Annotated in this window: 15 protein-coding genes; 11 read left to right on the top strand and 4 right to left on the bottom strand. The window is 63.5% G+C overall.

All coding sequences use genetic code 11. The annotated features are described in order from the left end of the window. Positions 1-90: 90 nt before the first annotated feature. The 5 genes from ftsY (at position 91) to J7655_RS19785 (ending at position 4,734) form a co-directional block, all read left to right on the top strand. On the top strand, positions 91-1,410 hold the full coding sequence (gene ftsY / locus J7655_RS19805; protein WP_230925871.1) for a signal recognition particle-docking protein FtsY: 1,320 nt from the start codon (positions 91-93) through the stop codon (positions 1,408-1,410). Continuing rightward, entirely contained in the window at positions 1,407-2,075 is a 669-nt protein-coding gene (gene ftsE, locus J7655_RS19800) for a cell division ATP-binding protein FtsE (protein WP_003463983.1), read from the top strand. Before ftsY ends, ftsE begins: the two co-directional genes overlap by 4 nt. Beyond that, the gene (gene ftsX, locus J7655_RS19795; protein WP_230925870.1) at positions 2,075-3,091 is read left to right on the top strand and encodes a permease-like cell division protein FtsX; all 1,017 of its coding nucleotides are present in this window, start codon (positions 2,075-2,077) and stop codon (positions 3,089-3,091) included. Before ftsE ends, ftsX begins: the two co-directional genes overlap by 1 nt. Before the next feature lie 128 nt (positions 3,092-3,219). Then, complete coding sequence (rpoH, locus tag J7655_RS19790) at positions 3,220-4,074, top strand: RNA polymerase sigma factor RpoH (protein WP_230925869.1); 855 nt, start codon at positions 3,220-3,222, stop codon at positions 4,072-4,074. 63 nt (positions 4,075-4,137) lie between these two features. Then, complete coding sequence (locus J7655_RS19785; RefSeq protein WP_230925868.1) at positions 4,138-4,734, top strand: hypothetical protein; 597 nt, start codon at positions 4,138-4,140, stop codon at positions 4,732-4,734. A gap of 19 nt (positions 4,735-4,753) precedes the next feature. Here the strand turns inward: J7655_RS19785 and mtgA are convergent, their stop codons facing one another. Continuing rightward, entirely contained in the window at positions 4,754-5,464 is a 711-nt protein-coding gene (gene mtgA / locus J7655_RS19780) for a monofunctional biosynthetic peptidoglycan transglycosylase (RefSeq protein WP_230925867.1), read from the bottom strand. A 301-nt stretch (positions 5,465-5,765) separates the two neighbouring features. Here mtgA and J7655_RS19775 point away from each other — a divergent pair, with 301 nt between their 5' ends. The 6 genes from J7655_RS19775 (at position 5,766) to J7655_RS19750 (ending at position 10,959) form a co-directional block, all read left to right on the top strand. Next, a complete protein-coding gene (locus J7655_RS19775) occupies positions 5,766-6,137 on the top strand; it encodes a DUF423 domain-containing protein (RefSeq protein ID WP_230925866.1) in 372 nt (123 codons plus the stop codon). Positions 6,138-6,239: 102 nt separating this feature from the next. After that, positions 6,240-6,440 (top strand): sulfur carrier protein ThiS, encoded by a 201-nt coding sequence (gene thiS / locus J7655_RS19770; protein ID WP_230925865.1) that lies wholly within the window; start codon positions 6,240-6,242, stop codon positions 6,438-6,440. An 18-nt stretch (positions 6,441-6,458) separates the two neighbouring features. Beyond that, the gene (locus J7655_RS19765; protein ID WP_230925864.1) at positions 6,459-7,253 is read left to right on the top strand and encodes a thiazole synthase; all 795 of its coding nucleotides are present in this window, start codon (positions 6,459-6,461) and stop codon (positions 7,251-7,253) included. A 68-nt stretch (positions 7,254-7,321) separates the two neighbouring features. Further along, positions 7,322-8,038: a tRNA (guanosine(46)-N7)-methyltransferase TrmB gene (gene trmB / locus J7655_RS19760; RefSeq protein WP_230925863.1), complete on the top strand. Its 717-nt coding sequence runs from the start codon at positions 7,322-7,324 to the stop codon at positions 8,036-8,038. 384 nt (positions 8,039-8,422) lie between these two features. Next, positions 8,423-9,766 (top strand): DUF1329 domain-containing protein, encoded by a 1,344-nt coding sequence (locus tag J7655_RS19755; RefSeq protein ID WP_230925862.1) that lies wholly within the window; start codon positions 8,423-8,425, stop codon positions 9,764-9,766. 116 nt (positions 9,767-9,882) lie between these two features. Then, the gene (locus tag J7655_RS19750; RefSeq protein WP_230925861.1) at positions 9,883-10,959 is read left to right on the top strand and encodes an NAD(P)-dependent alcohol dehydrogenase; all 1,077 of its coding nucleotides are present in this window, start codon (positions 9,883-9,885) and stop codon (positions 10,957-10,959) included. Between the two features lie 40 nt (positions 10,960-10,999). On the opposite strand, the gene J7655_RS19745 is transcribed toward J7655_RS19750, so the two are convergent. The 3 genes from J7655_RS19745 to rdgB form a co-directional block, all read right to left on the bottom strand. After that, positions 11,000-11,323 carry a DUF3392 domain-containing protein gene (locus tag J7655_RS19745; RefSeq protein ID WP_230925860.1) on the bottom strand — a complete coding sequence of 108 codons (324 nt, stop codon included), beginning with the start codon at positions 11,321-11,323 and terminating at the stop codon, positions 11,000-11,002. An 87-nt stretch (positions 11,324-11,410) separates the two neighbouring features. Then, positions 11,411-12,571 (bottom strand): radical SAM family heme chaperone HemW, encoded by a 1,161-nt coding sequence (gene hemW, locus J7655_RS19740; protein ID WP_230925859.1) that lies wholly within the window; start codon positions 12,569-12,571, stop codon positions 11,411-11,413. Then, the gene (gene rdgB / locus J7655_RS19735; RefSeq protein ID WP_230925858.1) at positions 12,568-13,164 is read right to left on the bottom strand and encodes an RdgB/HAM1 family non-canonical purine NTP pyrophosphatase; all 597 of its coding nucleotides are present in this window, start codon (positions 13,162-13,164) and stop codon (positions 12,568-12,570) included. The genes hemW and rdgB overlap by 4 nt, the downstream gene beginning before the upstream one ends. Positions 13,165-13,292: the final 128 nt, after the last annotated feature.

The following is a 13,292-nucleotide window of genomic DNA, read 5'->3' as shown; positions in this document are numbered from 1 at the left end:
GCCCCGGGCCGAGCCTGGCAAGCGAATTTTTCCGGATGCGCCTGCGGCACCCACTGCCTGCAATGGCTGCTCGCCCCTTTGAGAAGACCCATGTTTGGTTCCAAAGACGACAAGAACTCACCGGCCGTGACCGACCCCCAAGCCCAGCCCGTGAGCGAAGAAAAGAAATCCCTGTTCAGCTGGTGGCGCAAGAAACCGGCAGAGACGACTGCCGAGCCCGCTCAGCCCGCGCCCGTTGAGCAACCTGCTGCTCAGGCGCCTGTCGAGTCGCCGCCCGCGCCCGAAGCCGTACCAGCGGTCGCGGTGGAGGTGGCTGAAGTCGCGCCCGCTCCGTCAGCGCCGCCTGAGCCGCACGTCGTTGAGCCGCCGATTGTCGCTGCAGCTGTGCAGCCGCAGCCGGTCGTGCCCGAACCTGTCGTCGAGGCAGCGCCCGTGGCGGCATTACCGGCTCCCGTCGCTGCAGCGGCCACGCAGGAAAAGCCGAGCTTCTTCGCCCGCCTCAAGCAAGGCCTGTCCAAGACCAGCGCCAGCCTTGGCGAAGGGATGGCCAGCCTGTTCCTCGGCAAGAAGGCTATCGACGATGACTTGCTCGACGATCTGGAAACCCGTCTGCTCACCGCTGACGTTGGCGTCGAGGCGACCACCACCATCATCGGCAACCTGACCAAGCGCGTGGCGCGCAAGGAACTGGCCGACAGCGGCGCCCTGTACAAGGCGCTGCAGGAGGAGCTGGTGACCCTGCTCAAGCCGGTCGAGCAGCCGCTGGTCATCGACACTGCCAAACAGCCTTACGTGATTCTCGTCGTCGGCGTGAACGGCGTGGGCAAGACCACCACCATCGGCAAGCTGGCCAAGAAACTCCAGCTCGAAGGCAAGAAGGTCATGCTCGCCGCTGGCGACACCTTCCGCGCCGCTGCGGTGGAGCAACTGCAGGTGTGGGGTGAGCGCAACAACATCGCGGTCATCGCCCAGCACACCGGCGCCGACTCGGCCTCGGTGATCTTCGATGCGGTGCAGGCGGCCAAGTCGCGTGGTATCGATGTGCTGATCGCCGATACCGCCGGGCGCCTGCACACCAAAGATAACCTGATGGAAGAGTTGAAGAAGGTGCGCCGGGTGATCGGCAAGCTGGACGACACCGCGCCGCACGAAGTGCTGCTGGTGCTCGATGCCGGCACCGGGCAGAACGCCATCAACCAGGCCAAGCAGTTCAACCAGACGGTCAATCTCACCGGCCTGGCGCTGACCAAACTCGATGGCACCGCCAAGGGCGGCGTCATCTTCGCCCTGGCCAAGCAGTTCGGCCTGCCGATTCGCTACATCGGCGTGGGCGAGGGCATCGATGATCTGCGCCCGTTCGAGGCGCAGGCTTTCGTCCAGGCACTCTTCGAGGAGCGTGAGCGCGGATGATCCGATTCGAGCAGGTCGCCAAGCGTTACCCCAATGGCCATGTCGGGCTGCACGAGCTGACTTTCCGCGTTCGCCCGGGCGAATTTCTCTTCGTCACCGGTCACTCCGGCGCCGGCAAGAGCACGCTGCTGCGTTTGCTGCTGGCGATGGAGCGGCCTACCAGCGGTAAGTTGCTGCTGGCCGGGCAGGATCTGTCCACCATCACCAACGCGCAGATTCCCTTCCTGCGCCGGCAGATCGGCGTGGTGTTCCAGAACCATCAATTGCTGTTCGACCGTACCGTGTACGACAACGTCGCCCTGCCGCTGCAGATTCTCGGCCTGTCCAAGCCGGAGATCGCCAAGCGCGTTGGTGCCGCACTGGAGCGCGTCAGCCTCAGCGACAAGGCGGCGCAATCGCCTGGCGATCTGTCCACCGGGCAACAGCAGCGTGTTGGCATCGCCCGTGCCATCGTCCACCGTCCGGCCCTGCTGCTGGCGGATGAGCCTACCGGTAACCTCGATCCGCGCCTGGCTGCCGAGATCATGGGCGTGTTCGAAGACATCAACCAGTTGGGCACCACCGTGCTGATCGCCAGCCACGACCTGGCGCTGATCGCACGTATGCGTCAGCGCATGCTCACCCTGCAACGCGGTCGTCTGATCGGTGATGGGGAGGCTGCCTGATGAGTGCATCGAAGATGCCCACGCCGCAACCGGCTGAGCGCGTCGGCGCGGCGCCGCGCAACAAGGTGGTCGATGGCCCGGCGGACGAGCCGGATTTCCGCACGCTGTTCAACGCCTGGCTGGAAAGCCACCGCGCCAGCCTGGTCGACAGCCTGCGCCGCCTGGCGCGTCAGCCCATCGGCAGTTTCTTCACCTGCCTGGTGATGGCCGTGGCGTTGAGCCTGCCCATGGGCCTGTCGCTGCTGCTGGACAACGTCGAGAAGCTCGGCGGCTCCTGGCAGCGTGCCGCGCAGATATCCCTGTTCCTCGACATGTCCGCTGGCGAGCGCGACGGCCAGGCGCTGCGCGAGCAGATCGCGGCGATGGATGACGTCGCCGAGGCCGAGTGGATCAGCCGCGAACAGGCGCTGGAAGAGTTCCAGCAACTGTCCGGCCTGGGCCAGGCGCTCAAGGAGTTGCCGGAGAATCCGCTGCCGGGCGTGGTGCTGGTCACGCCCAAGGAAGTCGACAAGGCCAAGCTCGAAGCCCTGCGCCAGCGCCTGGCGGAGCTGCCCAAGGTGGAGCAGGCGCAGCTCGATCTGGTCTGGGTCGAGCGCCTGACCGCCATCCTCAAGCTGGGTGATCGTTTCGTCTTCGGCCTCAGCCTGCTGCTGATCCTGGCGCTGCTGCTGGTGATCGGCAATACCATCCGCCTGCACATCGAGAACCGCCGCGCCGAGATCGAGGTGATCAAGCTGGTGGGCGGCACCGATGGCTATGTGCGCCGGCCCTTCCTTTATATGGGCGCGTTGTACGGCTTCGGCGCCGGTATCTTCGCCTGGTTGCTGCTGGCCTTCGGCCTGGATTGGCTGAACGATGCGGTAGTACGTTTGGCCGGCTTGTACGGTAGCGATTTCGCGCTGGGTGGAGTACCTTCTGCCGACGGTTTTTCGCTGCTGCTCGGCGCCGTGCTGTTGGGCTATATTGGCGCCTGGCTGGCAGTGGCCCGGCATCTGAACGAGCTTGCGCCGCGCTGATGCTGAACGCAGGCTGACAAGCCATTGTTTTGGTTGATATTGACTATATGGCAGGGAACTTATCCACAGGCCCTGCATCAGATAGCGCAGTGCTACACTGCACGCGTTTTGTGAATCGGAGGATTCGAATGTCCACTTCCTTGCAACCTGTTCATGCCCTTGTTCCAGGCGCCAACCTGGAAGCTTACGTGCATGCGGTCAACAGCATTCCGCTGCTGACGCCCGAGCAGGAGCGTGAACTGGCCGAAAATCTCTACTACCAGCAGGATCTCGAGGCCGCCCGCCAAATGGTGCTGGCCCACCTGCGTTTCGTCGTGCATATCGCTCGCAGCTACTCCGGTTATGGCCTGGCCCAGGCCGACCTGATTCAGGAAGGCAATGTCGGCCTGATGAAGGCGGTCAAGCGCTTCAACCCGGAAATGGGCGTGCGCCTGGTGTCTTTCGCCGTGCACTGGATTCGCGCGGAAATTCACGAGTTCATCCTGAAGAACTGGCGCATCGTCAAGGTGGCCACCACCAAGGCCCAGCGCAAACTGTTCTTCAACCTGCGCAGCCAGAAGAAGCGTCTGGCCTGGCTGAACAACGATGAAGTGACTGCCGTAGCGGAAAGCCTGGGCGTCGAGCCGCATGAAGTGCGCGAGATGGAAAGTCGCCTGACCGGCCAGGACATGGCCTTCGACCCGGCCGCCGATGCCGACGATGACAGCGCCTTCCAGTCGCCTGCGCATTACCTGGAAGACCACCGCTACGACCCGGCACGCCAGCTCGAGGATGCCGACTGGAGCGACAGTGCCAGCAGCAACCTGCACGAAGCGCTGGAAAGCCTCGACGAGCGCAGCCGCGACATCCTTTACCAGCGCTGGCTGGCCGAAGAGAAAGCGACGCTGCACGACCTGGCTGCCAAGTACAACGTGTCGGCCGAGCGCATTCGCCAGCTCGAAAAGAACGCGATGAACAAGCTCAAGGGCTGCATTGCTGCCTGAGCCTGTCGTTATCCCGAAAAGCCGCACCCACTGGTGCGGCTTTTTGCTGTCTGGAGCATGGTCATGAACAAAACCCCGCGGCTGCTCTTCGTGATCGTCGCCGCGCTATTCTTCGCCTGGGGCGCCTGGCTGATGCGCAGTACCGAGGTCAAGCCGGTGGCCCATTTGCAGCAATGGCGCGATGCGCTGTTGCTGCCGCTGGCTGACGATGGTCTGGCGCTGCGGGATATACAGCGGTTGGCCCCGGGTGAGCTGTGGCTGCAGCCGCGTCCGGATGGTGCACGGCTGTTGTATCGAGTAACGCTCGAAGGCGAAGAGGGCGAGTGGTTGCTGCAGGCTGAACTGGTTCTGAGCCAGGGCCAGCGCGACAGTCTGATGGCTGCACAAGGCCTGAAATCAGGCGATACCGACACCGTGCTGGATGACTCGTTGAGTGAGCAGATGGCCGGTTTTGCTATTGCCAGTCTGACCCTGCAAGCGCCTGATGCGCTGGCCAGTGAGCGCCTGGCCGCCAGTCTCGGGCAGCCACGCCTGACTCTGGAGCTGGCCGAAGGCCAGGCCTGGGTCTATCCGCAATGGGGGCTGACCGTGCATCTGCGCGGTGACGAGGTCGAACTGTTGCACGCCGTCCCGCGCAAGGCGTTTCGCGCTACCCGCTAGCTTACAGCCAGCGTGGCCATCAATCGGGACGATTCGGCTTGAGCTGATTGAGGTAGTGGCTGCCGCCGAGCTGGTTCATCTGCTGGCGAATCCAGGCGGCGCGGCGATTGACGTAGGCGTCCGGCCGGCCCGCACTCCAGCGCAGCGGATTGGGCAGCACCGCGGCCAACTGGCTGGCCTGCTGTCGATTGAGGTACGGCGCGCCAACGCCGAAATGATGCTGCGCAGCCGCTTCGGCGCCGAAGATGCCATCGCCCCATTCGACGCTGTTGAGATAGACCTCGAGGATGCGTTCCTTCGACCAGAACAGTTCGATCAGCGCAGTGAACCAGGCTTCCAGCCCCTTGCGCAGCCAGCTACGGCCAGACCAGAGGAACAGGTTTTTGGCCACCTGCTGGCTGAGGGTGCTGGCGCCACGCAGCGAGCCGCCGCTCTGGTTGTGTGCCAGTGCCGCCTGAATCGCGCCGACATCGAAACCCCAGTGTTCGGCAAATTTCTGGTCTTCGGCGGCGATCACCGCCATTTTCAGGTGATCCGGCAACTCGTTCCACGGGCGCCACTGGCGCTTGAGCTGCAGCGATTGCCCGCTGCCCCAGGATTCGACCTTACGCTCGACCATCAGCGCCGTACCGGGCGGCGGCACCCAGCGCAACACGAGCACCAGCAGGGCGCTGGCCAGTATCAGCCAGAGCAGCAGTTTCAGCAGGCGGCGGGTCAGGGCTCGGAGCATGGTGTCTCGCAATGATTGGGCGTGGCGCTATTAAAACAAAAAATCGCCGGGAGCGATTTTTGACGTCAGCGCTGTAGTCGGCTCGCTAGGGTTGCCGCCAAGGATGGCAGGCAACAAAAAATGCCGGGAGCAATTTTTGACGTCGCTTTGCGACGGCCCGAAGGGTTGCCGCCATGGATGGCAAGCAACAAAAAAGCGCTGAGGAAATTCCCGCCCGATACCCGGGTGTGACAATAACGCCCCATTCGCCTTCGGCCTCAATGGTTAAACTGCGTTCAGGTCCATCTCATCAGGAGTTTCCATGGCCCGTCTCTGGCTACTGTTGTCCGCGTTCGCCGGCTTCACCGGTGTTGCCCTGGGGGCTTTCGCCGCCCACGGCCTGAAGCAAAGGCTGACTCCCGAATATCTGGCGGTTTTCCAGACCGGTACCCATTACCAGTTGATTCATGCGCTGGCATTGTTCGGCGTCGGTCTGCTGGCGCTGCAGATGCCGGGACGGCTGGTGAACCTGGCAGGTGGCGCTTTCGCCCTGGGGATCTTGCTGTTTTCCGGCAGCCTCTACCTGCTGACCCTCAGCGGTATCGGCAAGCTGGGCATCATTACTCCGTTCGGCGGTGTCGCCTTCCTGGTTGGCTGGCTGTGCCTGGGTTTGGCGGCCTGGAGACTGGCCTGACCCTGGCGTCAGAAATGAGGACGAATGGCGCCTTTTAGCCTTGGTCGCCGGCGGCTGTCGGGCTAGAATGCCGGCCCTCTTCCTAGTTGTGACCGAGTCGTCATGCGTATCCAGTTGAATGGTGAACCCTTCGAACTGCCGGATAACCAGAGCGTCGCCGACCTGTTGGTTCGCCTCGACCTGACCGGGCGCCGTGTGGCGGTCGAGCTCAATCTGGATATCGTTCCACGCAGCCAGCACGACAGCACTCTGCTCGCCGAAGGCGACCAGGTGGAAGTGGTGCACGCCATCGGTGGCGGCTGACCTCACGAGGAGTATTCCATGAGCCAAGTTCGCAGCGACAAGCCCTTCACCCTGGCCGGTCGTACGTTCCAGTCGCGCCTGCTGGTCGGTACCGGCAAGTACAAGGATAAGGACGAGACCCGTGACGCCATCGCCGCGTCGGGTGCCGAGATCGTCACCGTAGCCGTGCGCCGCACCAACATCGGCCAGAATCCCGGTGAGCCGAACCTGCTCGATGTGATCAGTCCGGATAAGTACACCATCCTGCCGAACACCGCAGGCTGCTATGACGCCGTCGAGGCCGTGCGCACCTGTCGTCTGGCGCGTGAGCTGCTCGACGGCCACAACCTGGTCAAGCTGGAAGTGCTGGCCGACCAGAAAACCCTGTTCCCCAACGTCATCGAAACCATCAAGGCCGCCGAAGTGCTGGTCAAGGACGGTTTCGACGTCATGGTCTACACCAGCGACGACCCGATCATCGCCCGCCAACTGGCCGAAATCGGCTGCATCGCGGTGATGCCGCTGGCCGGCCTGATCGGCTCGGGCCTGGGCATCTGCAACCCGTACAACCTGCGCATCATCCTCGAGGAGTCGACGGTGCCGGTGCTGGTCGATGCCGGTGTCGGCACGGCTTCCGATGCCACCATCGCCATGGAACTGGGCTGCGAGGCGGTGCTGATGAACAGCGCCATCGCTGAAGCGCAGAACCCGGTGCTCATGGCCCGCGCCATGCAACATGCCGTCGAGGCCGGGCGCCTGGCCTACCTGGCCGGGCGCATGCCGAAGAAACTCTATGCCAGTGCATCGTCGCCGCTGACTGGCCTGATCAATTAAGGATGACGATTGGTTGTGCGTCGGCCTGCCCGCGCGCCAAGTCGTAACGCAATCTACAAGAGCCCAGCATGACTGATACCCAACAGCCCGAATTGACCGAAGACGGTCGCCAGCGCCGTACCATCAAGAGTTTCGTGATGCGCGCCGGGCGCATGACCGAAGGCCAGCAGCGTGGCCTCGACAAGGGCTGGCCGCTGTTCGGCCTCGAACTCGAAGACGGCCTGCGCGATTTCGATCAGGTGTTCGGCCGCAGCGCACCGCGTACCTTCGAGATCGGTTTCGGTATGGGCCACTCCACGCTGGAGATGGCCGCAGCCGCGCCCGAGCAGGATTTCATCGGCGTCGAGGTGCACAAACCGGGCGTGGGCGCACTGCTCAATGGCGTCATGGCGCAGAATCTGAGCAACTTGCGCGTGTACAGCTGCGATGCGCTGGAAGTGCTGCGCGATTGCGTCGCCGATGCCAGCCTGGATCGCGTGCTGCTGTTCTTCCCCGATCCCTGGCACAAGTCGCGCCACCACAAGCGCCGCATCGTCCAACCGGCGTTCGCCGAGTTGGTACGTCGCAAATTGAAGATCGGCGGCGTGCTGCACATGGCTACCGATTGGGAGAACTATGCCGAGCACATGCTCGAGGTGATGAACGCAGCGCCCGGCTATCGTAATCTGGCGGTCGATGGCACCTACGTGCCGCGCCCTGAAGAGCGTCCGGTGACCAAGTTCGAGCGTCGGGGCGAGCGCCTCGGCCATGGTGTGTGGGATCTGAAGTTTCAGCGTCAGGCATGATTCACCCGGCAACACGCGTTTGATTAGAACCGGCAGGATGCACGATTAGATCGGGATAACCCGACAGCCAGGACGGCGCCTCACCTCAGAACCTGCTCACGATCTGCTGCGCGTCGGCGCTACTGCGTTAAAAACAAGCTCGGAAAGCCGCTTGCGGCTAACGCACCTCTGGTGCGGCCCCGAAGGGGGGAGCGAAGCGAGTCATGCTCATTTACCACTCGTAAAGTCGAGCGCGACTCCGACCGTTCCTCGCTTGTTTTTGCCTTGTATCGCTCTAGCTCGCGAGATCGTGAGCAGGCTCTCAGAACACAACAAAGACAAGCGCACCTACAAGGTGCGCGGACAATAGCGGTGCCGCTGTCATGGCGTCGCGAGGAGAGCATTGTGTTGAGATCGGTTTCCCTACTTCTGCTGAGCGCCCTGGCGTTTCAGGCCCAGGCCAGCGTCGATGCCAGCCAGGCTGCACGTCTGGGTCAGGAACTGACCCCGCTGGGCGGCGAGCGCGCTGCCAATGCCAGTGGCACCATCCCAGCCTGGACGGGTGGCCTGGCCACGCCGCCGGCCAACTACCAGCCGGGTATGCATCACCCGGATCCTTACGCGGATGACAACCTGTTGTATCGCGTCGACAGCCAGAATCTGGCGCAGTACGAGCAACAGTTGCCGGTCGGCCTCAAGACGCTGCTGCAGCAGAACCCAAGCTTCTATTTGCGCGTATTCCCGACTCGCCGCAGTGCAGCTGCGCCGCAGCGCATCTACGACGCCACCCGCTTCAATGCACTGAATGCCGAGCTGATTTCTGGCGGTAACGGTGTTCAGGGCGCTGCGGCCGGTGTGCCGTTCCCGATACCGCAGAATGGCCAGGAGGCCATCTGGAACCACATCATGCGCTACCGTGGCGACCAGATCAGCATGGTCACCAACCAGGCAGCGGTGCTCGCCAACGGCGGCTACAACCTGCTCAAGCTCGAGCGCGACATCTATTTCCTCTACGGTCGCGAAGGCGTGGCCCCGCAGGATCTGGACAACACCCTGTTCTACTACAAGTACAAGGTGGTGGCGCCGGCCAAGCTGGCCGGTTCGGCGCTGGTGGTGCAGGAGACCCTGGATCAGGTGCTGGCGATTCGCAAGGCCTGGCGCTTCAATCGTGGTGAGCGCCGTGTGCGCCGTCTGCCGATGCTTGCCTACGACACCCTGCAGCCCGATACCAACGGCATGGCCACGGCCGACCAGGTGGACGCCTACAACGGCGCACCGGATCGCTACGAATGGCAACTGCTGGGCAAGCGCGAGATGCTGGTGCCGTACAACAGTTATGCCGTGCACCAGCAGGGCATCCCCTACGCCGATATTCTTCAGGCCCGGCACATCAACCCCGAGCTGCTGCGCTATGAGTTGCACCGCGTTTGGGTGGTGGAGGCGGATCTGCGCACGGGCTTCAGCCATCCATATGCCAAGCGCCGCTTTTACCTGGACGAAGACAGCTGGCAGATTCTTGCCGTCGACCTGTACGACCGCAGCGGCAATCTGATTGGCCTGCAGGAAGCGCATCCGATCAGCTATTACGACGTGCCCATGTTCGGTTCCACGCTTGAAACCGTCTATGACTTCAAGGGCGGGCGCTACTTCGCCGATGGTCTGGACAACAACGAGAAGATGTACGACTTCAACGCCCGCCTGAGCCCGCGCGACTTCACTCCGCAGGCGCTGCGCCGCGAAGGCAACTGAGCCACGGGCTGCACTGGCGGCCTGTGCTGTGCTGCTCCGCTGTTTGATCCGTGGCAATACCGCCGCCGCCCGTTGGGCTAGAGTCAGATATCTCGGACTCTAATGAGGGCAAGGCCATGAGCCTGATGAAAGCGGCGGTGTTTATCGAACCCGGGCGTATCGAACTGGTGGACAAACCGATTCCACCAGTCGGGGCCAACGATGCGCTGGTGCGTATCACCACTACCACCATCTGCGGCACCGACGTACACATTCTCAAGGGGGAGTACCCGGTGGCCAGTGGGCTGACCGTGGGTCACGAGCCGGTGGGGGTGATCGAGAAGCTGGGCGCCAATGTGCAGGGCTACCAGGAAGGCCAGCGGGTCATCGCCGGCGCCATCTGTCCCAGCTTCACCTCCTACGCCTGCCAGGATGGTTATCCGGCCCAGGATGGTGGCTGCCAGTGCCACGGTTACAAACCCATGGGCGGCTGGCGCTTCGGCAACAGCATCGACGGCACCCAGGCCGAATATGTGCTGGTTCCCGACGCCCAGGCCAATCTGGCGCCGGTACCGGATGGCTTGAGCGACGAGCAGGTGCTGATGTGTCCGGACATCATGTCCACCGGTTTTGCCGGTGCCGAGGCGGCCAATATCAAGATCGGCGATGTGGTGGCGGTGTTCGCCCAGGGGCCGATTGGCCTGTGCGCCACCGCCGGAGCCAAGTTGCGCGGGGCCAGCACGATCATCGCCATCGATGGTGTCGACGAACGCCTGCGTATTGCCCGCCAGCTCGGCGCCGACGTCACCCTGAATTTCCGCGAAGTGGACGTGGTGGACGAGATTTTCAAGCTCACCGGCGGCCGTGGCGTGGATGCCTCGATCGAGGCGCTGGGCCTGCAGAGCACCTTCGAACAGGCGTTGCGGGTGCTCAAGCCGGGCGGCACGCTGTCCAGTCTGGGGGTTTACTCCAGCGACCTGACCATTCCCCTGGGTGCCTTCCACGCGGGGCTGGGTGACCACCGCATCGTTACCTCGCTGTGCCCGGGGGGCAAGGAACGCATGCGCCGCCTGCTCAATGTGGTGGCCTCCGAGCGCGTCGACCTCGGCGCGTTGGTTACTCACCAGTATCGCCTGGAGAACATCGTCGAGGCCTACGACCTGTTCGTCAATCAACGCGACGGCGTACTCAAGGTGGCGATCAAGCCATTCTGAAGCCTTCGTCCTGCGCGTCGCTGATGACGCGCAGGACGATCTAGTTGCGGTCGGCGAGGATGCCGATCACCACGAAGATCAGGATCAGCACCGGCGCCAGGGTGAAGTTGTTGAAGTGCGCCAGCCCCTTGGCCAGCCAGGGCGTGAGGAAGACGATCGCCAGGCCATAGCCGACCGCGCAGAACACCACGAACAGCAGGGTACGCAGGACGAAGTTGAGGTTGCCGATGGTGCGCTGAACCCAGGCGTTGATGGCCGGGCCGAACAGCACCAGCAGGGTGGCCATGATGGCCAGGGCGATATCGCCGAGGTGGCTGCGGCTCCAGCGCGAGAGGGTGACGATCAGGTCCAGTAGCAGATCCATGCAGGCTCCTTCAGTACAGCGCGGCGTGAGCGTTGGCCGCGCGTATGGCGCGTTAGCCTACCGGATTCATGCCGCGCTGTGGGTGATCTAGGCCAGGAACTGCTGCAGCAAATCGTTGAGAAACAGCTGGCCCTTGGCCGTGGCGACCAGTCGGGTATGGTCAGCTTGCAGCAGACCCTGACGTTCGGCTTCGCGGCGTGACCGTTCAAGTTGCTGCAACGGCAGACCGGTACGCTGGCTGAACAGCTCGGCCGGCGCGCCTTCGCTCAGGCGCAGCACGTTCATCAGAAATTCGAAGGGCAACTCGTCGGCTGCCAGCAGGCGTTCGCCGGCCTGGAAGGCTTTGGCCGGGTCGAGGTAATCCTTCGGCAGGCGGGTTTTCCAGGTGCGCTGAATGCGCCCTGCGGGTGTGCTCAGCTTGGCGTGGGCACCGGCGCCGATGCCGAGGAAATCACCAAAGGTCCAGTAGTTGAGGTTATGTCGCGCCTGCTTGCCAGCCTTGGCGTAGGCGGACACTTCGTATTGCGCGTAGCCCTCGGCGGCGAGCAGCGCCTGGCCGGCTTCCTGGATGTCCCACAGCAGATCGTCTTCGGGAAGCGTGGGCGGTTGGCTCCAGAACACCGTATTCGGCTCCATGGTCAGCTGGTACCAGGACAGGTGCGTCGGGCCCTGGCTGTTGGCGGTGCGCAGGTCGAACAGAGCGTCTTCGATGCTCTGCTCGGGTAGGCCGTGCATCAGGTCAAGGTTGAAATTGTCAAAGCCGGCGGCGCGGGCCATGTCGGCGGCGCGAATTGCCTCGTCGCCATCGTGGATACGCCCCAGCGCCTTGAGCTTGGCCTGCTGGAAACTCTGCACGCCAATGGACAGGCGATTGATGCCGAGGCTTCGGTAGCCCTTGAACTTGGCCTGCTCGAAAGTGCCGGGGTTGGCTTCCAGGGTGATCTCGATGTCACCAGCGAAGGCCACACGCCGCTCGACGCCTTCCAGCAAACGGCCCAGGGCGCGGTCGGAGAACAGGCTGGGCGTGCCGCCACCGAAGAAGATCGAAGTCAGTGGCCGGCCATGGACGTGCTGCAGGTCGGCATCGAGATCGGCCAGCAGCGCGTCGACGTACTCCTCTTCAGGCAGCGTCGGCCCGGCGGCATGGGAATTGAAGTCGCAGTACGGGCATTTGCGCACACACCACGGGATGTGGATATAGAGCGCCAGGGGCGGGAGCAGAAAACTCCCGCCAGCGGTATTGCTCATGCCAGCCCCAAGCGCTGCTTGAACAGGGCCATGGCGCGCGCGCGGTGGCTGAGGCGGTTCTTCTGCTCGGCCGGCAGTTCGGCACTGGAGCAACTGGTTTCCGGGACCCAGAACAGCGGGTCGTAGCCGAAGCCGTGTTCGCCACGGGCTTCATGCAGGATGCTGCCGTGCCACAGGCCTTCACAGAGGATCGGCAGCGGATCGTCGGCGTGGCGCACCAGGGCCAGGGCGCAGACGAACTGCGCGCCGCGCTCGGCGTCCGGCACGTCTTTCAGGGCAGCGAGCAGCTTGGCGTTGTTCGCTGCGTCGCCCTGGCCATCGGCATAGCGCGCCGAGTAGATGCCGGGCGCGCCGCCGAGGAAATCCACCGCCAGACCGGAGTCGTCTGCCAGCGCCGGCAGGCCGGAGATGCGTGCGGCGTTGCGCGCCTTGAGGATGGCGTTCTCGACGAACGACAGTCCGGTCTCTTCCGGCTCGACCTGGCTGAACTCGCCGATGGAGCGCACGCGCACGGCGTCGCCGAGCATGGCATGCAGCTCCTTGAGCTTGCCGGCATTGTGGCTGGCCAGTACCAGTTCCTTGAGGTCGATCATGCGCATAGTGCCTGTTAGTTGAACGTTGAATTACAGAGCTTGTAGGTGCAGCGCCCCGCCGCGAATCAGCTTGAAAGCTTCGCCCCGGGGCGGGGCGCCTACGCAAAGACGCCGGCAGCGCTTGCGGC

Origin of the sequence: Pseudomonas wenzhouensis, from assembly GCF_021029445.1 — a bacterium.
GTDB lineage: Bacteria > Pseudomonadota > Gammaproteobacteria > Pseudomonadales > Pseudomonadaceae > Aquipseudomonas > Aquipseudomonas wenzhouensis.
This window is presented reverse-complemented; position numbering and strand designations above follow the sequence as displayed.